The organism is SAR86 cluster bacterium, from assembly GCA_023703615.1.
GTDB lineage: Bacteria > Pseudomonadota > Gammaproteobacteria > Magnimaribacterales > D2472 > MED-G85.
In genome coordinates this window covers 83,465-107,577 of record CP097971.1, presented here as the reverse complement: position 1 = coordinate 107,577, position 24,113 = coordinate 83,465, and the positions used below count along the sequence as shown (strand labels likewise).

Annotated in this window: 22 protein-coding genes, 1 tRNA gene and 1 riboswitch; of the genes, 12 read left to right on the top strand and 11 right to left on the bottom strand. The window is 31.6% G+C overall.

The features are described 5' to 3' along the window. Positions 1-27: 27 nt before the first annotated feature. Positions 28-933, bottom strand: a complete 906-nt coding sequence (locus M9C80_00570; protein ID URQ69687.1) for a LysR substrate-binding domain-containing protein — start codon at positions 931-933, stop codon at positions 28-30. 102 nt (positions 934-1,035) lie between these two features. On the opposite strand from M9C80_00570, the gene katG reads away from it, so the two are divergent. Both katG and M9C80_00560 read left to right on the top strand, forming a co-directional pair. Next, complete coding sequence (gene katG, locus M9C80_00565) at positions 1,036-3,180, top strand: catalase/peroxidase HPI (GenBank protein ID URQ69686.1); 2,145 nt, start codon at positions 1,036-1,038, stop codon at positions 3,178-3,180. Between the two features lie 196 nt (positions 3,181-3,376). After that, entirely contained in the window at positions 3,377-4,129 is a 753-nt protein-coding gene (locus M9C80_00560; GenBank protein ID URQ69685.1) for a bacteriorhodopsin-like, read from the top strand. A gap of 57 nt (positions 4,130-4,186) precedes the next feature. Here the strand turns inward: M9C80_00560 and M9C80_00555 are convergent, their stop codons facing one another. Then, the gene (locus M9C80_00555; protein ID URQ69684.1) at positions 4,187-4,900 is read right to left on the bottom strand and encodes an SDR family NAD(P)-dependent oxidoreductase; all 714 of its coding nucleotides are present in this window, start codon (positions 4,898-4,900) and stop codon (positions 4,187-4,189) included. 124 nt (positions 4,901-5,024) lie between these two features. Here M9C80_00555 and M9C80_00550 point away from each other — a divergent pair, with 124 nt between their 5' ends. Continuing rightward, positions 5,025-5,993, top strand: a complete 969-nt coding sequence (locus tag M9C80_00550) for a nitronate monooxygenase family protein (GenBank protein URQ69683.1) — start codon at positions 5,025-5,027, stop codon at positions 5,991-5,993. 2 nt (positions 5,994-5,995) lie between these two features. Here M9C80_00550 and M9C80_00545 read toward each other — a convergent pair whose 3' ends face one another. Next, complete coding sequence (locus tag M9C80_00545) at positions 5,996-7,192, bottom strand: NAD-dependent formate dehydrogenase (protein URQ69682.1); 1,197 nt, start codon at positions 7,190-7,192, stop codon at positions 5,996-5,998. A gap of 129 nt (positions 7,193-7,321) precedes the next feature. On the opposite strand from M9C80_00545, the gene M9C80_00540 reads away from it, so the two are divergent. Next, positions 7,322-7,492, top strand: a complete 171-nt coding sequence (locus tag M9C80_00540) for a hypothetical protein (GenBank protein URQ69681.1) — start codon at positions 7,322-7,324, stop codon at positions 7,490-7,492. Here the strand turns inward: M9C80_00540 and M9C80_00535 are convergent. The 6 genes from M9C80_00535 to M9C80_00510 form a co-directional block, all read right to left on the bottom strand. Then, positions 7,473-8,297, bottom strand: a complete 825-nt coding sequence (locus M9C80_00535; protein ID URQ69680.1) for an aminoglycoside phosphotransferase family protein — start codon at positions 8,295-8,297, stop codon at positions 7,473-7,475. The two genes, M9C80_00540 and M9C80_00535, sit on opposite strands and share 20 nt — an antisense overlap. Further along, positions 8,284-8,817, bottom strand: a complete 534-nt coding sequence (gene pnuC, locus M9C80_00530) for a nicotinamide riboside transporter PnuC (protein ID URQ70181.1) — start codon at positions 8,815-8,817, stop codon at positions 8,284-8,286. Before pnuC ends, M9C80_00535 begins: the two co-directional genes overlap by 14 nt. A 50-nt stretch (positions 8,818-8,867) precedes the next feature. Continuing rightward, complete coding sequence (locus tag M9C80_00525) at positions 8,868-10,970, bottom strand: TonB-dependent receptor (protein URQ69679.1); 2,103 nt, start codon at positions 10,968-10,970, stop codon at positions 8,868-8,870. Further along, positions 10,958-11,057: riboswitch (TPP riboswitch) on the bottom strand. It overlaps the preceding gene by 13 nt. 36 nt (positions 11,058-11,093) lie before the next feature. Then, positions 11,094-12,404: an MHS family MFS transporter gene (locus tag M9C80_00520; GenBank protein ID URQ69678.1), complete on the bottom strand. Its 1,311-nt coding sequence runs from the start codon at positions 12,402-12,404 to the stop codon at positions 11,094-11,096. A gap of 27 nt (positions 12,405-12,431) precedes the next feature. Next, positions 12,432-12,509: transfer RNA gene (locus M9C80_00515), tRNA-Ile, on the bottom strand. Positions 12,510-12,556: 47 nt separating this feature from the next. Next, a complete protein-coding gene (locus tag M9C80_00510; GenBank protein URQ69677.1) occupies positions 12,557-13,234 on the bottom strand; it encodes a hypothetical protein in 678 nt (225 codons plus the stop codon). 28 nt (positions 13,235-13,262) lie between these two features. Here M9C80_00510 and M9C80_00505 point away from each other — a divergent pair, with 28 nt between their 5' ends. Beyond that, the gene (locus M9C80_00505) at positions 13,263-15,362 is read left to right on the top strand and encodes a prolyl oligopeptidase family serine peptidase (GenBank protein ID URQ69676.1); all 2,100 of its coding nucleotides are present in this window, start codon (positions 13,263-13,265) and stop codon (positions 15,360-15,362) included. On the opposite strand, the gene tyrS is transcribed toward M9C80_00505, so the two are convergent. Then, the gene (gene tyrS, locus M9C80_00500; GenBank protein ID URQ69675.1) at positions 15,352-16,539 is read right to left on the bottom strand and encodes a tyrosine--tRNA ligase; all 1,188 of its coding nucleotides are present in this window, start codon (positions 16,537-16,539) and stop codon (positions 15,352-15,354) included. The genes M9C80_00505 and tyrS overlap by 11 nt on opposite strands. A gap of 78 nt (positions 16,540-16,617) precedes the next feature. On the opposite strand from tyrS, the gene M9C80_00495 reads away from it, so the two are divergent. After that, complete coding sequence (locus M9C80_00495; protein ID URQ69674.1) at positions 16,618-17,850, top strand: peptidoglycan DD-metalloendopeptidase family protein; 1,233 nt, start codon at positions 16,618-16,620, stop codon at positions 17,848-17,850. 4 nt (positions 17,851-17,854) lie between these two features. Beyond that, the gene (locus M9C80_00490) at positions 17,855-18,949 is read left to right on the top strand and encodes an anhydro-N-acetylmuramic acid kinase (GenBank protein URQ69673.1); all 1,095 of its coding nucleotides are present in this window, start codon (positions 17,855-17,857) and stop codon (positions 18,947-18,949) included. Here M9C80_00490 and erpA read toward each other — a convergent pair. Then, a complete protein-coding gene (erpA, locus tag M9C80_00485; protein ID URQ69672.1) occupies positions 18,942-19,286 on the bottom strand; it encodes an iron-sulfur cluster insertion protein ErpA in 345 nt (114 codons plus the stop codon). The genes M9C80_00490 and erpA overlap by 8 nt on opposite strands. Before the next feature lie 95 nt (positions 19,287-19,381). Here erpA and hemG point away from each other — a divergent pair, with 95 nt between their 5' ends. Genes hemG through pcnB form a run of 5 tightly spaced genes read left to right on the top strand, consistent with a single transcriptional unit; the run spans position 19,382 to position 24,095 of the window. Continuing rightward, the gene (gene hemG, locus M9C80_00480) at positions 19,382-19,894 is read left to right on the top strand and encodes a menaquinone-dependent protoporphyrinogen IX dehydrogenase (GenBank protein ID URQ69671.1); all 513 of its coding nucleotides are present in this window, start codon (positions 19,382-19,384) and stop codon (positions 19,892-19,894) included. After that, positions 19,891-21,180 (top strand): glutamate-1-semialdehyde 2,1-aminomutase, encoded by a 1,290-nt coding sequence (gene hemL, locus M9C80_00475; GenBank protein ID URQ69670.1) that lies wholly within the window; start codon positions 19,891-19,893, stop codon positions 21,178-21,180. Before hemG ends, hemL begins: the two co-directional genes overlap by 4 nt. Continuing rightward, positions 21,181-22,182, top strand: coding sequence for an adenosine kinase (locus tag M9C80_00470; GenBank protein URQ69669.1), 1,002 nt, complete (start codon positions 21,181-21,183; stop codon positions 22,180-22,182). A 56-nt stretch (positions 22,183-22,238) separates the two neighbouring features. Then, on the top strand, positions 22,239-22,823 hold the full coding sequence (gene dksA / locus M9C80_00465) for an RNA polymerase-binding protein DksA (protein URQ69668.1): 585 nt from the start codon (positions 22,239-22,241) through the stop codon (positions 22,821-22,823). Positions 22,824-22,859: 36 nt separating this feature from the next. Further along, on the top strand, positions 22,860-24,095 hold the full coding sequence (gene pcnB, locus M9C80_00460; protein URQ69667.1) for a polynucleotide adenylyltransferase PcnB: 1,236 nt from the start codon (positions 22,860-22,862) through the stop codon (positions 24,093-24,095). Positions 24,096-24,113: the final 18 nt, after the last annotated feature.

Here is a 24,113-nt window from a genome sequence, read left to right as displayed (position 1 = left end):
TGAATTAATCAAAAAAGATCAGCATTTTTATAATTCAATTTTTGTAAGTTCCTTTTTGAAAAGATTACATAGTAATTCTATATTCTTAGCGCCTGCATAGTTTGGTCTAATTATTAATGCAATTTCTCTATGAGGACCTGGCTCATTGAGATGAGCTCTTTTAAGAAAATCATTAGATTTTAAAAGCTGCTTTAATGCCATTTGAGGAATAAGAGTGGATCCCATTTTCCCGGCTACTAATTGAATAAGAGTATTTAGGCTTGATGCTTTCATTGTATATTGACCCTCATTAGAAATTTTACATGCTGTCAATGCGTGTTCTTTCAAACAATGCCCATCTTCTAAAAGCATTAATTCTGATTTTTCTAGCTCTTTTGCTTTTATTTCTGAATTCTTAAAATCAAAATTATTATTGTCAATATGAGTAACAAAGTAAAAGTCCTCTTGCCAAAATTTAAATGCTAACAAACCATCTAAGTTATATGGTAAAGCTAGAATTGCAGTATCAATATCTCCATTTTTAACTTTTGTAATTAGCTCTTTGGACTGGGCTTCTATTATATTTAACTTTAGATTGGGATATTTTTTTTTTAATGTTGGTAAAACAATTGGTAGTAGGTAAGGACTTATTGTTGGAATTATCCCTATAGAAATTGGAGTACTTAACGGTAAGCGGTTTTCCGAGCCAATCAAAGAAATATCATCCAGATGCAATTTAATTTCTTTAGCTTTTTTTAAAAAAGATTTACCTGAAGCTGTGATCATGACTTGCTTATTAGTTCTTTCGAAAACTTGAAATCCCAGTTGAAGCTCCATTTCATTAATCGCATTAGAAAGATTTGAAGGAGAAATAAAACAAAGCTCAGCGGCTTTCTTAAAATGTAAGGTTTTTTGAACTGCTAATGAATAAGTTATTTGTTTTAAAGTAATCATTTAATGTTCAATATTATAAAACATAAAGTTTATTTTTAACATATTTAATAAAACATAAAACTTAGTTATAATGTAAACACATTATGTTTTGGAGGTTTAATAATGGAAAATAAAAATAAATGCCCTGTTATGCATGGTGCAGCTACATCTAATAGCGGTGGAAGTACATCAAACAGAGATTGGTGGCCTAATCAATTAAATTTAAATATTCTTCATCAGCAAGATACAAAAGTTGATCCTATGGATGAGGGATTTAACTATCGTCAAGAGTTTGCAAAAATTGATTACAAAGCACTAAAAAAAGACTTGAATGATCTTATGACAGATTCACAAGAGTGGTGGCCTGCGGACTATGGTCATTATGGACCATTCTTTATTAGAATGACTTGGCATGCAGCTGGAACATATAGAAGTACTGATGGACGCGGTGGTGGAGGTACTGGAGCTCAAAGATTTGCGCCATTAAACAGCTGGCCTGATAACGGTAATTTAGATAAAGCACGAAGACTGCTTTGGCCGATTAAACAAAAATATGGAAAGCAAATCAGTTGGGCAGATTTATTAATTCTGGCAGGTAACGTAGCTATTGAATCAATGGGTGGTAAAACATTTGGTTTTAGTGGAGGCCGTCCAGACATATGGGCTCCAGAAGAAGACATTCATTGGGGACTAGAAAATGAATGGCTTGAAAACAATAGATACGAAAATAATGAGGTAAGAGAATCTTTGAATAATCCCTTAGGCGCAGTTCAAATGGGTCTTATATACGTAAATCCTCAAGGTCCAGATGGCAATCCTGATCCTAAAGCAAGTGCACATGATATTCGTACTACTTTTGGTAGAATGGCTATGAATGATTATGAAACTGTTGCTTTAGTAGCCGGCGGTCATACTTTTGGTAAAGGTCATGGTGCTGGTCCAGAAGAAAGTGTTGGTACAGAACCGGAAGGAGCATCACTTGAAGAAATGGGATTTGGTTGGTCTAGTTCTTTTGGGTCTGGTAAGGGAAGCGATACCATCACAAGTGGTTTTGAAGGAGCATGGACTGCAAACCCTACACAATGGGATAACGGATATTTTGATCTTCTTTTTGGATACGAATGGGAACTAGTCGATACTCCAGCAGGAGCAAAAGTTTGGCATGCTATTGATGTAAAAGAAGAAGATATGGCACCTGATGCTGAAGATGCGTCTAAGAAAGTTCCAACAATGATGACAACTGCTGATATGGCAATGCGTGAAGATCCTGCATATAACAAGATTTCAAAGCATTTTCATGAGAATCCTGATGAATTTGCAGACGCTTTTGCTAAAGCATGGTTCAAACTACTGCACAGAGATATGGGTCCAAAAACAAGATATATGGGTCCTGAAGTACCTGATGAAGAATTAATCTGGCAAGATCCTGTTCCAGCTGGTAACTCTAGTTATGATGTTGATTCTGTTAAAGAAAAAATTCTTGAAAGTGGTTTATCAATTCAAGAAATGGTCGAAACTGCATGGGCCAGTGCTTCTACTTTCCGTGGTTCTGATATGCGTGGAGGAGCTAATGGATCAAGAATTAGGCTTACGCCACAAAAAGATTGGGAGGCTAACAAACCAGAACAACTTCAAAAAGTTCTTGAGATTTATGAAAGTATTTCCAAAGAAACTAAAGCCTCAATTGCTGATGTTATTGTTTTAGCAGGAAATACAGCTATCGAACAAGCATCTGGATTAAGCGTTCCATTTACTCCTGGTAGAGGTGATGCATCACAAGATCAAACTGATGCGGAGTCATTTGCTGTTATGGAACCCGTATCAGATGCCTTTAGGAATTATCATAGAACTGGTGTGAATATCTCTCCTGAAGAAATTATGTTAGATAAAGCTCAATTATTGAATTTAACAGCTCCTGAAATGACAGTGCTTATTGGTGGAATGAGATCATTAGGTATAAGTTCAAATGGTCTTGGAGTATTTACAAAAAATCCAAATCAATTATCAAATGACTATTTCGACACATTACTAGATATGTCAGTAAAATGGAAACCAAATGGAACAGGCAATTCATTTGAAGCGTTTGATAGAGTTAGTGGAGATAAAGTAAGAAGTGCATCAAGAGCAGATCTTGTATTTGGATCCAATTCTCAACTAAGATCATTGGTAGAGGTATACGCATCCAATGATTCTAATGATAAGTTTGCGAAAGATTTTATCAAAGCATGGAATAAGGTCATGAATGCTGATAGATTTGATATCAATTAAGCTCCTGTCATAAATAAACACAAAAAAATGAATTAATTCGTTTTTTTGTGTTTTTCTTCTTTTAGACAAATAAAAAAAACTGCAATTTTTTGCTTATTTTCTTGTAGTTTTAAAAAGATTTTTGTTATCATCAAAGTTCAAATTTTAATAGGGGGAGCAATATTGTTAATTTAGCTCCTAGAAAAAGGAGTATTTTATGAAAAACTTATTAGCTTTAACAGCAGTTATGGCGATGCCTTCTTTTGCTGCAAGTGGCGGAGACTTGTCAATTAGTGATCCTACAGGAATCTCTTTTTGGTTAGTTACTGCAGCTATGCTTGCTGCAACTGTTTTCTTTTTTGTTGAAAGAGACAATGTAAATGGAAAATGGAAAACATCACTAACAGTAGCTGGTTTAATATGTGGTATCGCATTTTGGCACTATCTATACATGAGAGGTGTATGGGTGGATGAAGGTGCAACACCAACAGTATTTAGATATATTGACTGGTTATTAACAGTTCCATTACAAATGATTGAATTCTATTTAATCCTAGCAGCATGTACTGCTGTCGCAGGTTCATTATTTAGAAAACTATTATTTGGTTCTTTGGTTATGTTAATTGGTGGTTTCTTAGGTGAAGCAGGTGTGATGGCAGTATGGCCAGCGTTTATTATCGGAATGGCAGGATGGCTATATATGATATATGAGCTTTACTTAGGTGAAGGAAAATCTGCGGTTTCAACAGCTAGCGTAGCTGTTAATTCTGCTTATAAAGCTATGATGGCAATTATCGTATTTGGTTGGGCAATTTATCCTGCTGGATACTTTGCTGGTTACCTCATGGGCGGTGAAGGCGTATATGCATCAAATTTAAACATCATTTATAACCTTGCTGACTTTGTTAACAAGATTCTATTTGGTTTAATAATTTGGCATGTAGCTGTGAAAGAATCACAATCTGCCTAATAGATAGCCTTTAAAAATTTAAAACCCAGCTATAAAGCTGGGTTTTTTTGTTTTAAATTAGGGTTTAATATTTGATCCATCCCAAGCAAGAAGTTCACCTGAATCCTCAACTGTAGACTTTTCAATTACATCTACAAGCATTTTCACACTATAATCTGCAGAAAATAAATTATCCTTAGTAACATTTTTTTTAAATGGCTTGCTTAAATTACTATCAACAGTTCCTGGTTGAAGCCCAAGAATAATTGCATTAGGGTTGATTCTTTTAGCCTCAATACTAAAATTTTTAATTAGCTGATTTAAAGCAGCTTTGCTAGATCGATAGGAGTACCATCCTCCAATTTTATTTTCTGATATGCTTCCGACTCTTGCACTTAAGAATGCGAGAACGCTTCTACTATTTTTAGATAGAAGAGGTAGAAAATGTTTACCAATCAAAGCAGGACCAAAAGCATTAACGCTGAATATTTTTTTGAATGTTTTGAGATCAATTTCTTTGATACTTTTCTCAGGGCCAAAAATTTCTGTGTGTAAAAGTCCTGTTGCAACAATTACTAAATCAATTTTATTTTCACCAATTTTAATAGCGGCATTTTTGATACTTTCTTCATCTTCAATATCTATTTTTTTATTTATAACTTTTTCAGAGCTGTGGGTTTGATCAGTTCTTGAAAAACAGTATATCTTTTTGACATCAACTTGATTGCTGTAGAAATTAACAAAAGCTTTACCGATAGACCCACTTCCTCCAATGATGACTAATCTTTTCATGTAAAAAAAAATTTTTTAGTTAATGATTGCATAAATTATATGTATCTTTTTTATTTAGTAATCAAAATGTTGTTAACCTCCTATATATGTCTATAATAATTTTTATCAACGTCAGGAAAAATAAATGAAAACAAAAATTACAGAAATGTTTGATATTAAACATCCAATTATTCAAGGTGGTATGCATCACGTTGGATTTGCAGAGCTGGCTGCGGCTGTTTCGAATGCGGGTGGATTAGGAACCATCACAGGCTTAACTCAGGGAACACCAGAAAAACTAGCTAATGAGATTTCAAGATGCCAGGAAATGACAGATAAACCTTTTGCAGTTAATCTAACTTTTTTACCCTCTCTAACTCCGCCAGATTATCCTGGTCTTATAAAAGTGATTATTGATGCAGGAGTTCCTGTTGTTGAAACGGCAGGCAGAAATCCTGCTGAATATCTTCCATCACTTAAAGATGCTGGCATAAAAGTTATTCATAAATGTACGTCGGTTAGACATTCTTTGAAAGCTCAATCTATTGGCTGTGATGCTGTTTCAGTTGATGGTTTTGAGTGTGGAGGTCATCCTGGTGAGGATGATATACCTAACTTTATTTTATTACCAAGAGCTGCAGATGAATTAGAAATACCATTTGTTGCATCAGGAGGTATGGCTGATGCAAGAAGTTTAGTAGCAGCAATCTCTTTGGGAGCGGAAGGAATGAATATGGGAACGAGATTCATTGCTACTCAAGATGCTCCTGTTCATGAAAATGTTAAGAATGCTATTGTGAATGCTTCTGAGTTAGACACAAGATTAATTATGCGCTCTTTAACTAATACTGAAAGGGTTTTAAATAACGAAGCAGTTGAAAGATTAATAGAAAAAGAAAAAGCCTTGGGCGATAAATTAACTTTTGAAGATATTCTTGATGAAGTTGCAGGAGTTTACCCAAAAATAATGCATGAGGGTACTATGGATGAAGGTGCCTGGTCATGCGGAATGGTGGCAGGACTGGTCAATGACATACCAACAGTTCAAGAGCTTATAGACAGCATTATGTCTCAAGCAGATGAGATAATTAATAATAGATTACAAAAATTGTAATATTATTTTTTATACTCAGCGGCCTCTTCAGAACCATCTGTAGCAGTACCTTTGGTGTACGAATGAGCCCCCATTCCAGCTAAATCTCCATTTTGAACAATTAAATATGGTTCTCTAATTGGTTTGTTATCAAAGAAGCACTCGAGAATTTCTCTTACTCCAGCTGCATACCTAGCTTGAGCAGAAAGAGATGTACCTGAAGTATGCGGAGTCATACCGTGGTTAGGCATCGATCTCCATACATGATCGTTTGGAGCTGGTTGAGGAAACCATACGTCACCAGCATAACCGCTTAACTGACCTGACTCTAGTCCTCTAGCAATTGCATCTTTATCACAAATTTTGCCTCGAGCTGTATTGACAATGTATGCTCCTCGTTTCATTTTACTAATCATTTGATCATTAAATAAATGTTCAGTTTTAGGATGTAAAGGGCAACTTATATTTACAACATCACAAACAGCAACTAATGATTCTACAGAGTCGTGGTAAGTAAGGTTCAATTCAGCTTCAACTTCATCAGAGAGTTTATGAATATCAAAATAATGCAAGTGAACATCAAATGGTTTCATTTTTCTAAGCATATCAATGCCAATTCTTCCTGCAGCTACAGTCCCTACATGCATGCCTTCTACATCATAAGACCTTTGCACAGCGTCAGCTATATTCCATCCGCCCTCTTTTACTATTCTATGTTGATTATGATAATCCCTGACCATTGATAGAATCATCATCACAATATGCTCGGCAACAGATCTAGAATTACAATAAGTAACTTCAACAACATCAACGTTGTTATCCATTGCGGCCTGCAAATCAACGTGATCTGAACCAATACCAGCTGTAATTGCCATTTTTAAATTGGGTGCAGATTCCATTTTTTGTCGTGTTAAATAGTAAGGAAAAAACGGTTGAGATATTACAATATCAGCATCAACTAATTCTTTATCAGCTTCACAATCGTCTCCATCTTTATCAGAAGTAACAACTAATGTGTGTCCTGCATCTTCAAGAAATTTTCTTAATCCAAGCTCACCTGATACACAACCAAGAAGCTCACCTGGTGTAAAGTCAACTTCGCTTGGTGAAGGAAGAGTCATACCATCAGGATATTTATCTAACTTTGGTAAATCATCCCGAGCATATTTTTCTGGCATTCCGTTTATTGGATCGTCATAAAGTATACATAAAATTTTCATACAATCTCCTCACAAAAATATAAAAGTAATTAATGTTAAAACAAATAGAATTAAAAACAACAAATATATTTGATAAATTATTTTAAAAATAGATCTATCTTTCTTAAATAAAGAATATAATTGCGTATTATGAAAAAAACAGGAGAAAAAGATTCTACAAACAACAAAAACAGTAAACTTTCTTTTTTTTCAATTAAATCAATGAATTTTCCCAACAAAGAAGATCTAGTTGAAAAGATTGATAAATTTATTCCATTAATAATTGTTGTTATTGCTTTTTTTATTGCTTTAATCGTTTAATTTTGTCCAATAATCTCTTAATATGGCTGGTCTTAAAGTAATTTTTTTTGATTTCATTAAAGGCGCATAACCATATAAGTTCAATATAATTATTCATAATTACCCAATTTCTAATGGAATTATGGGTATTTTTGCTAATTTTTAGCCCATAACCATTAAATAATGCATTGATCTCAGACTTATTAAGACTTAAATTTTCAATTATTTTAGATAAATCGCAATATCTGCTATTTAAACTTGCATATTCATAATCAATGAAACAAACATCATCATCATCAGAATATAAAATATTTGCAGAATTTAAATCATTGTGTGAAAAAACATATTTCGAATCAGAGCGCTTGATCAATTTAAAAAATTCTTGGAATTCATTTAATACCAATAAGTTTGAATTTTTAGTTAAAATTTTTTTATAAAAAGTTAATTGATCATCAATTGATAAAATATTTTTTGGTAATTTAATTGAATGGAGTTCTTTTAATTTAATTCCAATATTATTTATATAATTAACTCTATTTTTTTTATATGCACTTTCCTTAAAAAATTCATAGATCAATAAGCCATCTTTTTGATTTGCATACAAAATTTTCGGGAATAATTTTTTAGCAATAATCTGACTTCTAATTTTATTTTTTAAAAAATGATTTGTAACTTTATTAAGTTTATTTTGAAGAAAATATTTAACTATAACTTTTTGATTTTTATATTCGCCTATATAAGTTTTTGATGTTTCACCAATTCTTATTTTTTTTAAAGATTTTATTTTTATTTTTTTTTCTATGAGAGTTTCTTTAAATATTGTCATAAGAATTTTTCAATAATTTTTTCCAAGATCTATATCCATAAATAATTATTACTAAATATATTAAAAATAAAAAAGCTGTTAAAAAAAGTTCGCGAGATATGAAAAGATATATTGAAATTGAATCTATAACAAACCAATAAAACCAATTTTCAATGACTTTTTTTGCAACCATATATGTTGAAGCAATTGCGCCCCATGTCGTAAGCGCATCTAAAAATGGCAAGGCAGCATTTGTAAATTTTTCTAAAAATATTCCAGAGATTAGTGATAAGGTTATTACAAAACTTATAATTATTAAATGGGTAGTTTTTTTCCATGATGAAATTTTAAGAGAAGATGTTTTATTATTCGTATCTTTCCATTGCATCCATCCATATACTGCCATGAATACATAAAAAATTTGAAGGCCTCCTTCCATTAAAAGTCCAGCTTGTAACATTATATAGAAATATAAAATAGAACTAATTAGTGCAGCATACCAGCATCTTACGTCTTCTTTTGCTGCCAAAATTAGATACATTATTGCTGTTACAACAGCTAAACTTTCTAACACTAAATTTAGCACAATTTTTAAAAATTATGTCTTATGGATATACCAACAATTTTTGGATCGCCTTGTCTTTTATAAAGAGTATCAACAAAATTTGGTGCCTCATTCCCGAAATAAAATCCTCTTGTCGAATAATATTTATTGAATATATTTCGCGCCCAAATATTGATTGAGCTATTCTGTTTTTTATAACTTAAAGTTATATTAGTAAGAACGTAACTATCTGATTTGTTATCATGAGAGTCAGAATAATAAAAACTACTTTTACCATTAAAATTAATTTTAAAATTAATGTTAGGTGTTAAATTAGCATTCATGCCGATCGAGTAGGATCTTTCAGGTGAATGAGCTTGAGCCCTTCCCTCTAGATCTGGCCTTGATTCCCAATTTTTAATTTTTGTTTTTAATAACCCTAGATTTGCAAATAACATTATATCGTTCGTAAACATAAATTTAGAACTAAATTCAAAACCATAATTTTCTCCCTCAGCAGCATTTTGAGTAAGAAAAGAAAATGTATTTGGATCATTTGGATCTACTTGTCTTGAAATTAATACTTGTTGGTCATCCCTTTGGGAAAAAAATAAAATAGCTGAATAATTTAAAGACAAATTTATATTTGAATTAAATCCAATCTCATAATTTGTTAAAAATTCTGGATCATAAATGAGAGAATTATTTGAATCAATATCTAGCGCATCAAGATTCAAATTAAAACCACCTTGTTTATATCCTCTTGCAATAGAAAAATAAATATTTGAACTATCATCATAATTTTTAATTAATGACGCCTTGCCTCCATTCATACTATCGGATGGGTTAAATGATTCCTTATTTGAATCATTATATTTTGAATCCCAATTTTCTCGTCTCAGGCCAAAAGTAAAAAGATAATTTTCACTTAAAAAATAATCGATATTTCCAAATAAAGAAAAATTATCAGCTTCATAATCTCTTGAAATTGACGATTCACTTAAATATGGGCTAAATGGATCTGAGGGATCTCCATAAATACCATCATCATTAGTTAAATTTGTTTCCTTTAAATTATTAAAATCAACGCCAAATACCCATTTAAGTCGACTTTTTGATGAAAAATCTTTACTTTTAGACAAAATTCTTAATTCTTGTCTCAAAGTGTCTCTTTTTCTAAATGTTTCAGAAAAATAATCATATGTGTAAGGATAATGTGACTCTGGATTACCCCAGTCTGCATCATAACTAAATACTACATCTGTATTGGTCGCACTCGTATAACTTTGAATGTCAAAATGTTCAAGGTCCTTAAATATTTTTAATCCAAAGGAATCTGTCTTTTGAGAGTCCATACCAGGGCGATCAGAAAGAGTATTCAAGCTTCCATCTATTGTCCAAATATCAGCAGGGTCATCAATATCAACTTGAGAAAAAAGTAATTTTATTTTAGTGGTTTGATTGAGATCCCAATGTAATTTATATCTCAAAGTTAATTCGTCTTTTTTTGATGTATCTGATTTGTTTAGATAAATATTCTTTCTGAAACCATCAGAATAGTCTGACCTTAGTACCATTCTATATTTTAATTTATTATTTTTGATTGGACCTCCAAAAGCAATACCAATATTTTGAGTGCCATATTCACCAAGCGTTAGTTCAGTCAATCTTTCAAACTTATCAGTAGGATCTTTTGTTTTTATATAAATTAATCCTGCTAAAGCATTTGCTCCAGTTCTTGAGCCCTGAGGTCCTCTGTAAATTTCAATCTGATCAATGTCAAAAGTTGTAGCAATGCTCCCCTGACCAGAGTAATCAATATCGTCAATTAAGAATCCTACTGATGAATTTGGTGTACCTTGATATCCTGACCTCTCTCCAATTCCCCTTATTTGGAAATATCTTGCTCTCGAATCTGAAGCAGCATAATTTAAATTAGGAATTAAATAAGTTAACTGTTGAAAATGTTTAATTGCTTGATCTTCTGCAACCTGGCTGTCTATGACAAAAATACTAGAATCCTCTTGAGAGATAAGATTTTCCCTCCATTGGCCTTTTACAACCACTTCTTCTATCTCATTAGGGATAATCTCAAAGCTAAAAGTTATGATAAAAAAAGAAAATAGTAAACTATATTTAGTGATCTTCATGCAATTCCTCCGCCACTATTATATGGATCAGGTTCAAAGAGTTTCGTTTAAGATCTCAGGTCTTTATGACCACCCCTTTGCAGTTGACCTAATAATATTATTTTTTTTAAAAAAAAGAAATGACTATTTTATATTTAAATTATTTTTATATGTTTCCGTTAAAGCCATAACAGATAATAGTGTTAAAAATGATGCAAAGGCGATGTATACAGATACCCAAATCACACCAAAATCATTCCACAACAAAGCAGCAATTGTTGGAGCAAATGCTCCCCCAAGAATTGCACCAAATTGATAACCAAGGGTTGCACCTGAGTATCTTACTTCAGTACTAAATAATTCAGTGAAGAAAGCTGCTTGAGGTCCATACATCATTGCAAGAAATATAAGACCACCAGTTATTGCTAATACTATAAGCCAAAAGTTTTCAGTATCAACTAGTGGGAATATTGCAAAAGCCCATATACCAGTAAGAATTGCTCCTAACATGAATATTCCTTTTCTTCCGTTTCTATCAGAATACGAAGAAAAAACAAATTGTATTGGAACCATAATAGCTGATGCTATTAAAACAGCAGTTAACATATCATCTCTTGAAATGTTCTCACTTGATGCTCCATATGCAAGAAGGAAAGCTATTAAAATATAAAAAGTTACTTGAATTGAAAGAAAAGCTCCTGCTGCTAAGGCAATTCTTTTAGGATACTTTCTTAATGCCTCAATGATTGGAGACCTTTTAGTTACTTTAACATTTTCGTTACTATTTTCTCTTAATAATTTTAACTCTTTAAAAGCCTTGGTATCCTCTAAATTGAGTTGAATATACATACTTATAGCAATTAAAACCGCGCTTGCTAAAAAAGGAATTCGCCACCCCCAAGAATAAAAAGATTCTTCTGAGACGAGTGAGCTTGTAACTATAAAAGCAAGGTTAGCTAAGATAACACCAACAGGCGCTCCAGCCTGTGCAAAAGCTCCATAGTAACCTCTTTGGTTAGATGGCGCACTTTCTGTAACTAGTAGCATGGCTCCACCCCACTGACCTCCTATCGCAAGACCTTGAGCAAATCTAAGTGAAGTTAATAATATAGGTGCTGTAACACCTATCATGGCATAGGTAGGCAAAAGTCCTATCAAGGTTGATGAGACGCCCATTAAAATTAATGCCATTACAAGTGTCTTTTTTCTTCCAACTCTATCGCCATAATGACCAAAAACAATACCTCCAATTGGTCTTGCAATGAAGCCTGCTGCGAAAGTTAACAAAGACAAGATTAGGGCTGTATTTGGAGTCGTTTCTCCAAAAAAAGCTGTTGGAAATATAAGTGCTGCGGCAGCTCCGTAGAGAAAAAAATCATACCATTCAATACTAGTTCCAGCTAACGCAGTAAGTGCCACTTTGCGCATGTTATTTTTTTGGTTTTTATTACTCATGAATAGGTTACTATATCAAATTATGAATGGTGGGTCTGGGTGGACTCGAACCACCGACCTCACCCTTATCAGGGGTGCGCTCTAACCAAGCTGAGCTACAGACCCATTTAGATGGGAAGATGCATTCTACCTTCGAATTGTTTTTTCGACAATTAATCTTGAGAAGTTTTAAAGGATTTGTATAAAGTAAAGTATATGTAAGCTAGTGGAATCATAAATAGATATTCTAAAGAAGCTAAAATTGCAATATTTACTATACCAGTATCTATTAGTGAATTTACAATAAGAGTAGATATCATAAGCAAAGCTAAAAATGTAAGAGTAAACTTAAAGAGCTTTCCTCCATGTTCGTCAGTGTTGTCCCATGATAAACGAAGTGCTTCCATTGCTCCTTTATTCTCAAGCATTATGTAACAACCATAAAGTGAAAATCTACCCATAAGATATATTCCAGGAAGAATTAAAAGTAAAAACCCAAGCATTATTAATATTGTTGATAATATGACTGCGCCTAACAAAGGGAAAAACTTCTTAAGAGCCAATAAAAGAGCATCTAATGGCTTAACGTAATTTGAGCCTGTGATACTATCAAATCCTTTATAAATACCACCAACATATGCAATTCCAATAATAAGAGATAATGGTCCTACAAAAAATAAAGAAGAGTTTCCTTCGAAGTAAGCCAAAATATCTTCCGGTTGGGACATACCTTCAAGAGGTGCTACTATCATTGCAACTGCAATATCCACAGCTAATACCGGAATAACTAATACTATTAAATATTGAAAATTATTTAACAAGAAATGCCAAGACTCTTTGAATTGATTCATTAGTGGATTATAAAGTAATATCTGTTAAATGAAAAAAATTATTGTTCAACTATTCATCATAAGTTTTGTGCTTTCTTGTTCTAGTAATAGTGAGGACTTTACATATCCTAAATCAAAAAAAATAAATTTTACTGAAATTCTTCATGGAGTTGAAATAAGTGATCCTTATAGATGGCTTGAAGATTTTACAAGCGCTGAATCAATTGATTGGATTAATAGACAGAACGATTTTACTGAAAACTTTATTAAAAAAAATAAGTATAAAGAAAATCTTGAAAACTACCTAAATAAGATATGGGAGAACGAATCTATATCAACTCCATTTGTTGTTAATGGAAAGATTTTTTATTATTTCAACGATGGCACTTTTCAACAAAGCAAGTTAATGATTAAAGATTGTGAGGAATGTAAAGCCAGAGTTTTAATTGATCCAAATACTTTTTCAGATGATGGAACCATATCTTTAAGCGGAATAAGTGTTAGCAATAATGCAAGTCACGCGGCATTTGCAATCTCTGATGGAGGATCTGATTGGAGAACTTGGAAAATTATAAATATAGATACAGGTGAAGTTCTCGAAGATGAGATTAAATGGGCAAAATTTTCTGGTGCTACTTGGGAAAGTGATGATAGTGGATTTTATTACAGAAAATATAGAAAACCAGATGAAGAACTTTTGATTGAAATAAATGAGTCTCCTCAACTAATGTTTCATAAAGTTGGCACTGATCAATCTGATGACATTTTGATTTATGAAAATTCTGATAAGCCAAGATGGAGTTTTGGAATCAGTGTCTTAAAAGATAGTGATATAAAAGTTTTGTCAATTTTTGATGGCACTGATGAAAGAAATAGAATTTATTTAAGTTTGAAAAAAAATGGTGACTTTGTGCCTATTATTGATGATTTATTTGGTGCATATAATTTCATTGACAGTAAAGATAATATTTTGTGGTTTTATACTACTGAAAATGCACCGAATGGCAAGATTGTAAATTTAGAAATAAAAAATAACTCTTTTGTGTGGAATGAAGTGATATCAGAATCCAAAAATGCTATCAGGTCAGTAAATATTGTAAATAATTCTTTCGTGGTTAATTACTTAGAAAATACTTTCTCGAAGATTAGTATTTTTGATCTATCTGGTAAATTAATTTCAAAACTTTCATTGCCAAAAGAAGGAACAGTAAGCGGATTTAGTGGAGGTATTGATGAATCAAATTCTTATTTTGCAATCAGCAACTACATTACTCCAAAAGAAATATATAAAATAGATCTTTCAAATTTATCTTTTGAACTTTTTTGGAAGGATCAGCTTTACGGGTATAACCCTAATGATTATGTGTCTAAATTAGAATTTTATAAGTCAAAAGATGGGACAGAGATCCCAATTCATATTAGTCATAAAAAGAATCTTAAAATTGATAAAACTACTCCATTACTAATTTATGGTTATGGAGGATTTAACATTTCAATACTTCCTAATTTTAGTAAAAGTCAGACTGCATGGAAAAATCAAAATGGGGTTTTTGCAGTTGCGAACTTAAGAGGAGGAGCTGAATATGGAGATGCTTGGCATGAGGCTGGCATGTTATTTAATAAACAAAACGTTTTTGATGACTTTGCTTATGCAGCAAAATTTTTACACTCACAAAACATTGGCTCTCCCGAAACTACAGCTATTGATGGGAGATCAAATGGCGGACTATTAGTTGCAGCAACGATGTTGCAGAACCCTGATCTTTTTAAGGTAGCTATTCCACAGGTTGGTGTATTGGATATGCTTAGATTTAATAAATTCACAATTGGGTGGGCATGGGAAAGTGATTATGGTTCATCAAAAAACAAAGATGAATTTGAAAATCTCTTAGCATATTCCCCTTTTCATAATATTCAAAACGTTTGTTATCCAACTACTCTAATTACCACTGCTGAAAGAGATGATAGAGTTGTTCCATCACATTCGTTTAAATTTGCAGCAAGGCTTCAAGAAAAACAAGCTTGTAGAAATCCTATACTTATTAGAATTGAAACTAGAGCGGGGCATGGCTCTGGAACACCAAAAGATAAGTCAATTAATCAAATTGCTGAAATATATGGATACGCCTTGAAGGTTATTAAATCTTAATTTTAAGGAATTTTCTTTTGCCTACCTGATATGTAGCTTCTGAATTTTTCTTAATTTTTAATTTGGTATCAGTAACCTTATTGGAATCAATCTTTACTCCTCCTTGCTCAATAAGTCTAAGCGCCTCAGAGGTGCTTGATGTCATTTTTGACTCTTTTAGGAGATTTACTAAAGGAATTTCTTCTGAGTCAATGCTTAAAGAAATACTTTCAATTTTTTCAGGAAGATTGCCTTTTTGAAATCTTTCTAAAAAAGACTTCATACACTTTTGACCATCACCTTTATCATGAAATCTATCCACAAGTTCTTCTGCAAGGATAAATTTTACATCTCTTGGATTCTTACCATCTTTAACCTCTTTTTTTAAATTAGAAATATCTTCTTCAGGTATAAAACTTAAAAGTTCGAACCATCTCCACATAAGATCATCAGAAATTGACATAATCTTTCCAAACATTTCATTTGGCTCCTCATTTATACCAATATAGTTTTCCAACGATTTTGACATTTTATTTGTTCCATCTAAACCTTCTAGTATTGGAACAGTTAGAACTACTTGGGGTTCTTGATCAAAATTACGTTGAAGTTCACGACCAACTAACAAATTGAATTTTTGGTCAGTGCCTCCACATTCAACATCGGCTTCTAGAGCAACAGAATCATAACCTTGAACTAATGGGTATAAAAATTCATGAATGGCAATACTTTGATTAGAAGTATATCTCTTATTGAAATCATCTCTTTCTAGCATTCTAGCAACATTATACTTAGATGCTAAAGAAATAATTCCATCGGCACCAAGTTTATTACACCACTCAGAATTAAATTTTATTTCTGTTAAATCTTTTTTTAGAATTTTGTATACCTGTTTTTCATAAGTTTTAGCATTTTTGTTTAACTCATTCTCACTAAGAGAAGGTCTTGTTTTATTTTTTCCAGATGGATCTCCAATTTTTCCAGTAAAGTCACCAATCAAAAAAATAACTTTATGGCCCAAATCCTGGAAATGTCTAAGTTTATTTATTAAAACAGTATGTCCTAAATGCAGGTCAGGAGCTGTTGGATCAAAGCCAGCTTTAATGGTGAGTTTTTTTCCGGATAATAATTTCTTTTTTAATTCAGATTCATTAAGAATCTCATCTGTTCCGCGTTTGATATACTTTAAATTATCATTCATAACACTATCATAGTATTTTTATTGATTTAGTAAAATCTCAAAGTTGCTTGAAAATTACATAATATTAAAATAATTAAAATGATTGGCTTTAAAAAAATACCAAAAAAATTAATATTCATAGTTTTTACAATATCTGTAATTCTAATATTTCTAATTTATATAGATGACTCATCACATAAACCTCTTCCATCTGAAATAATTAAAGAAACAGAAAGTACTAAATATGAAATAGATATTATAAAAAGTAGTGCCTTTTACGAAGTTGCGGATGGTGAAAATATATCAATTATTTTTGAAAAGTTTAAAGTGCCTCTCAATACAGCCTATAAAATATTTAGATTAGATAAAAAAGGTCAATTAACAAATATTAAACCTGGCGATGAGATGGTATTTAATTACCTGGGTGATGATTTAATAAATATTAAAATAAATAAAACTGATACAAGTTCTCTTTTAATAAAAATTGATGAAAATATATCAATATCAGAAATAGTTGAAAATATTGAATATTTCAAATCATATAAGAAAGGAATAATAGAAAATTCTTTTTATGAAACGGCTCAGAATTCTGGAATGCCAGACAGCATCATAATGGATTTAGCATACATATATGGCTGGGACATTGATTTTGTCTTTGATATTAGAGATAACGATGAGTTTTTTGTAATTTATGAAACAGGTTTTTCAAATGGTGAAAGGATTGATACTGGCGACATAATTGCTGCAAAATTTGTAAATAAAGGAAAGGTATATTTTGCAAATAGATTCGTACAAGATAGTAAGAAACAATATTTTGACAACGATGGTAATAATATGCAAAAAGCTTTTTTAAGGGCGCCATTAGAATTTTCTTACATAAGTTCTCATTTTAATCCAAATAGAATGCATCCGATTCTTCATACCATAAGAGCCCATAATGGTGTAGATTATGCAGCAAAAAGAGGCTCACCGGTAAGGTCAACTGGTGATGGAACTATATTATTTATTGGTAGAAAAAGTGGTTGTGGTAATGAAATTCTAATTAAGCATTCTAATGACTATTCAACAAGATATTGTCATTTAGAAGGCTTTGCAAAGAATTTAAACAATGGAAAAAAGGTAAAACAAGGCCAAACAATAGGATATGTTGGCAGCACTGGTTTGGCTACAGGTCCTCACCTTCACTATGAATTCAAAATTGGTGAAAAACATACAGATCCTGTAAAAGTAAACTTGCCATCTGCTGAGGGCATAAAACAGAACTATAAAGAATCATTTAATAGACTCATTGAAAAAAATAAATCAATGTTAGAAGAATTTAGTAGACTATAAATACATGAATAACAATATATATGTTGGTGCGATGAGCGGAACAAGTCATGATTCTGTCGATGTATCTTTCATAGAAGTTATTAATTCAATTAAATTAAAAGCCTTTCATAGCAAAAAAATATCTTCTTCAATGCAATTAAAAATTCAGGAAGCGATGTCTCTAGGAAAAATATCTCTAGATAAATATGGATCTTTGGATAAAGAAATTGGCGAAGTTTTTGGAAATGCAATTAATGAAGCTATCAACAAAACAAAAATTAATAAATCAAACATACGCTGTGTTGCTATATCTGGCCAAACAATATGGCATAGTCCTAATTCAAAAAAACCTTTCACAATTCAATTAGGTGATCCAAATATTATTGCTGCTAAAACTAAGCTCACAATAATAAATGATTTTAGAAAGATGCATATCGCTTTAGGTGGTAAGGGCGGGCCAATAGTACCTGAGTTTCATACAAGATTGTTCTACAAAAAAAATCAGCCAAGAGTTGTGGTAAATCTAGGAGGTATTTCTAATTATTCTTATGTTTCCTCAAAAACTAGTATTTGGGGTTCAGATTGTGGACCAGCAAATTCACTCATGGATGCTTATTGTTCAAAAAAGCTAAAGATTCCTTTTGATAAAAATGGAGCGATTGCATTAAAAGGTCAAATAATACAGAAAGAATTAAAAAAAATGCTTAGCCACCAATTTTTTAAGTCATCTTTTCCTAAATCAACAGGTAAAGAATTATTTAATTTTTTATTTATACCAAAAAGCTTATTACAACATTCTCCTGAGGACGTCTTAGCAACCTTATGCGATTTATCCGCTATCTCTATAATTGATTCAATTAAAAAAAATAATCATAAATATAAAGAAATAATCCTTTGTGGCGGCGGTACAAAAAATCAAATGCTAGTGGAAAGGATTAATTTTCATGCAAAAAAAGAATGTGTGATATCTAGTGAGATAGGTTTTGAGTCAAAAGCAATAGAATCAATGGCATTCGCATGGTTTGGTTATAAAAGGATTAATAATAAACCTCTTTCAATACAAACTAAAAGCAAAGAAAATGCGAAAGGCCTTCTTGGCAACGTGGTTAAATTTAAATAGTAAAAGATTCTCCACAACCGCAAGTTGTTTTTGCATTTGGATTTTTAACAACAAACTTTGCTCCTGATAAATCCTCAACAAAATCTAAGGTTGATCCGTATAAATACGGATAAGACATAGAATCTAGAAGCACAGAAAAATTTTCAAATTCAATGATATCGTCATCGAATGCTATCTCTGAATCAAATTTGAAACCATACTGGAAACCGGAACAGCCTCCTCCAGTTACATAAACTCTAAATTTTGAACTTAGTTCTTGGTTAGAATTCATGATAGTTTTAATTCTAGAAAGGGCACTATCAGTCAAAACTAAAGATTGATTATTTAATTTTTCCATAAATTTATAGTTAATTTAAGTATCAGTATAAAATATAATTATGTACAATTCTCTATTTTTTTAAGTGATTCAATTTAATTTTTAAGATATAAGTAATGAAAAAATCTTTAATAACGTTCTCAACAGTTGATGGTCACACGAAACTTATCTGTAAGAAAATAGCTGAATATTCTGCAAATCAAAATGTTGAAGTTATTCCAATATCTCAGATAAATGATTTAAGTGACTACAAATCAATAGTTATAGGTGCAAGTATTAGATATGGTAAATATAGAAAAGAGGTTTTTGATTTCATTAAAAATAATATTAATTTACTGCAATCTATGGAAAATTCTTTTTTTTCTGTCAATGCTGTTGCAAGAAAGGTTGAAAAAAGTTCATCTAAAACTAATCCCTATGTGATTAAGTTTTTAAAGCAAATTAAATGGAAACCAAAAAATATTGCAGTTTTTGCTGGTAAGATAGACTATCCTAAATATAAATTTATTGATAAATATGCAATAAAATTTATCATGTGGATCACAAACGGACCTACTGACACCTCCCAAGCGTATGATTTCACTGATTGGAAAAAAGTAGAGACTTTTGCTAAAGATTTAAATCTATGAGTAAAATAAAAAAATCTATAGAGCTATTTAAGGAAGCTCAGTTACATATGCCTGGTGGCGTTAACTCTCCTGTAAGAGCTTTTAAAAATATAAATGGAAATCCCATTTTTTTTAAAAAAGCTAAAGGTGCCTATTTATTTGATGAAGATAATAATAAGTATATCGATTTCATAGGTTCATGGGGTCCAATGATAATGGGTCACTCGCACCCAAAAATTATTAAAGCAGTATCAAAACAGCTTGAGCTTGGGACTAGCTATGGTGCTCCTACAAGCATAGAATCAGATACCGCGAAACTTATAAAAAAATGTGTGCCTTCTATACAAAAAATAAGAATGGTAAATTCAGGAACGGAAGCCACTATGAGTGCAATCAGACTTGCCAGAGGCTATACACAAAAGGACAAAATTATAAAATTTAATGGTTGTTATCATGGGCATGTCGATTCACTTTTAATTAAAGCAGGTTCTGGAGTTTCTACTTTTGGTTTGCCGGATTCTCCTGGGATACCAAGTGATTTAGCAAAACATACACATGTTTGTGAATTCAATAACAAAGAACAGTTTCTTAAAACATTTGAAAAAGTCAAAAAAAATCTTGCTGCAATTATAATTGAGCCTATTGCAGGTAATATGGGTTTTATACCTGCTGATAAAGATTTTCTAAAGCTTTTAAGAAGAGTTTCTAAAGAAAATAAAACTATTTTAATTTTTGATGAAGTAATGACAGGGTTTAGAGTATCGCTTGGTGGAGCTCAAGAAATATATGGTATCAAACCAGATTTAACTTGTTTAGGAAAAATCATTGGTGCAGGACTTCCAGTTGGAGCTTTTGGTGGAAATAAAAAAATTATGAACTATCTCGCTCCAGAAGGTCCTGTATACCAGGCTGGAACATTATCAGGGAACCCTCTTGCCATGGCTGCAGGAAAGGCCCTTCTTGAACTACTAATTGCAAATAATCCTTATAGCAAGCTAGAAACAAATTCAAAAACTTTGCTAAATGGTATAAAAAAAATAATGAAAACTAAAGATATTGAATTTTCTTCATCACAAATTGGAGGTATGTTTGGTTTTTTCTTTGCAAAAACTTTACCAAAAAATTTTAGCGATGTCGTAGGTTCAAATGATAGTAACTTTATTAAATTTATTAATTTATGTATTGGAAAAGGAATATATTTTGCTCCATCAAAATTTGAGGCAGGCTTTATTTCAAGCAAACATACAAAAAAAGACATAGAATTAACATTAGAAAAAATTCAAACAATTATTAAGAAGGACTTTTAAATGAAATATGATATTAGTGCTCTTGGAAACGCTTTAGTAGATACTCAATATATGGTGGATTATGAATTTTTAGAATCTATAGGGTTAGAAGCTGATTCAATGACTTTAGCTTCTGCTGAAGAGCAGGCTCCTATAATAAAAAAATTAATTGATATGGGTTCTGAATCTGTCTCAGATTGCGGAGGATCTGCTACAAATTCATTAATTGCAGCATCAAACTATGGCTCAAAGTGTCATCATGTTTGTAGAGTATCTGATGATGCTGACGGAAAAAAATATCTTGAGAGCCTTCGATCAGCAGGAGTAGATCATATTGGAGTGAGTTCAAAAGAATCTGATATGCCAACAGGAAAGTGTTTAATTTTAGTTACTCCAGATGCAAAAAGAACCATGAGCAGTATGTTAGGAGTAAGTGCATTTTTGGCGACATCGGATATTAAATTTGATGTCATTGATGATTCAAAAATTTTTTATATAGAAGGTTATATGGTAACAAGTGAAGAAAACTTTGGTGCGGTGATCTCTGTTTTGGAGCATTTAGAAGATAAAAATACTCTTAAAGCTCTTTCATTATCTGATGCTGGTATTGTTAATGCTTTCAAAGATAAGTTTGATCAAATTCTATCTTATGGTATTGATATGATATTTTGTAATGATGATGAAGCAATTGCATTTTCTAGCAAAGATAATTTAAATCAAGCAATAGAGTTTTATAAAAAACAATCTTATATGATTGCAATAACAAAAGGTGCTGAGGGTAGCACTATAGTGAGCGATGGTAAGGAACATATTTCAAAAGCTGAGAAAATTGATCCAATTGATACTAATGGTGCAGGCGATATGTTTGCTGGATCATTTATGCATGCATATTTGAATGGATTTCCATTAATTGAGTGTGCTAACTTTAGTAACTATGCATCATCGAAAATTGTGCAAACCTTTGGGCCAAGACTTTCAAATGAAGGGTATCAAGAAGTTTTAAAAAAATTAAGAAAAAGCTAGCTTATTTTTCTACTATCTGATATTTTTCCCAACCTAAATATATTTACTTGTATTAAATGCCAGAAAAAAAATCAAGAAAAGTTCAAAAGCCTGCAAAGAAAAAAGTAGTAAGTAAAATTAAGGCAAAAACTAAAGCTAAACCAGTTGCAAAGAAAACAGCTGCTAAAAAAGCTCCAAAAAACAAAAAAGTTGTAAGAAAAAAAACTACTACTGTAACTAAGATTGCAAATAACAAATCTAAGATTGCTCCATATAAGACAAAGAAAAATGAAAAATACATGAGTGCTGCTATGAAAAGGCATTTCACAGCAGTTTTACTGAATTGGAAAGAACACTTACAAGAAGAGATGCAAAAAACTTTTGATCATTTAAAAACTAAAGGCGAAACATACGCTGACCCAATTGATAGAGCCTCTCAAGAGGAGGAGTTTGCTTTTGAATTAAGAACTAGAGATCGTGAAAGGAAGTTGATTAATAAAATTGCCGTTTCCATTGAACAAATCAAACAAGATGAATATGGTTGGTGCGAATCATGCGGAGATGAAATTGGTGTTAAAAGATTAGAAGCAAGGCCAACAGCAACTCATTGTATTGACTGTAAAACTTTAGATGAAATTAAAGAAAAGCAACTTACAGGATAAAAATATAAAATATTATCGTCTATATCAGGTTTTGGTTTGATAGATAATAAGAAAATAAGTAAGTTTGCTCTATCCGTTGTAAAAGATCTTCAAAAAAATAAATTTCAAGCTTTCCTTGTTGGAGGTTGTATAAGAGATATTCTTTCAGGTATTGATCCAAAAGATTTTGATATAGCAACAGATGCTACTCCTGAGCAAATAAGAAAAATTTTTAAAGCATCCAGAATAATTGGAAAGAGATTTAAATTAGTTCACGTATTTAATAGAAGTGAATTATTAGAGGTTGCAACTTTTAGATCAGGAGAAAAAAAAACTATTATAGGGGACGATTTAATTACTGATTCATCGGGCAAAATACTTAGAGATAATATTTGGGGCAGTCTAGAAGATGATTGTGAAAGAAGAGATTTCACTTTAAACGCACTATATTACTGTCCAGTGACAAAAAAAATTGAGGACCGTCATAATGGAACCAAACATATAATAAAAAAAATAATAGTTTCAATTGGCGATCCTAAAAAAAGATTTGAAGAAGATCCTGTACGAAGTTTAAGAGCAATAAGATTTAGTACTAAGTTAAATTTTAAAATAGATAACAGAATTAAAGATGCTATATATAAAAAAGGTAATCTCCTATCAAATATTTCTAATGCAAGAATGTTTGATGAGTTCTGCAAAATATTTTTATATGGATCAGCAGAAAAAAACTTTTCAAAGCTTAAAACTTTTAATTTAAATAAATATTTAGTTTATGCTAATCACAATATGTCAAAGTTCTCAGAAAATCTTATTGATGAGGCTCTAAGAAATACGGACAATAGAATAAAAAATGGTCTTTCGGTGACTCCGGGTTTTTTGATTGCAGCCCTTTTATGGCCAAGTCTTCTTAAGAAATGTGTAAAAAATAACGAGATAAATATAAGAATATTTTTCAGATCAATGGACAATATTTTAAAAAATCAACAACAATTAACAGCTATCCCTAGAAAATTTCATTCATATATAAAAGATATATGGATTCTTCAGCTTAAGCTTCATAGCAGAATTGGAAGTCAGCCCTATAAATTATTAAAGCACCCTAGATTTAGAGCTGCATATGACTTTTTGCTTATTAGAGAAAAAGCTTCAAATGATAAAAAACAGCTTGGCAGTTGGTGGACCAGTTTTCAAAGAAATGATCAAGATTTAAGAAAAAAATTCATTGGTAATTTAAAAAAAGATAATTTTAATGAAAGTTCTAAAGTATTTGGTTTCTTAGAAGAGTTGCGATAATCTATTGTATAAATAAAA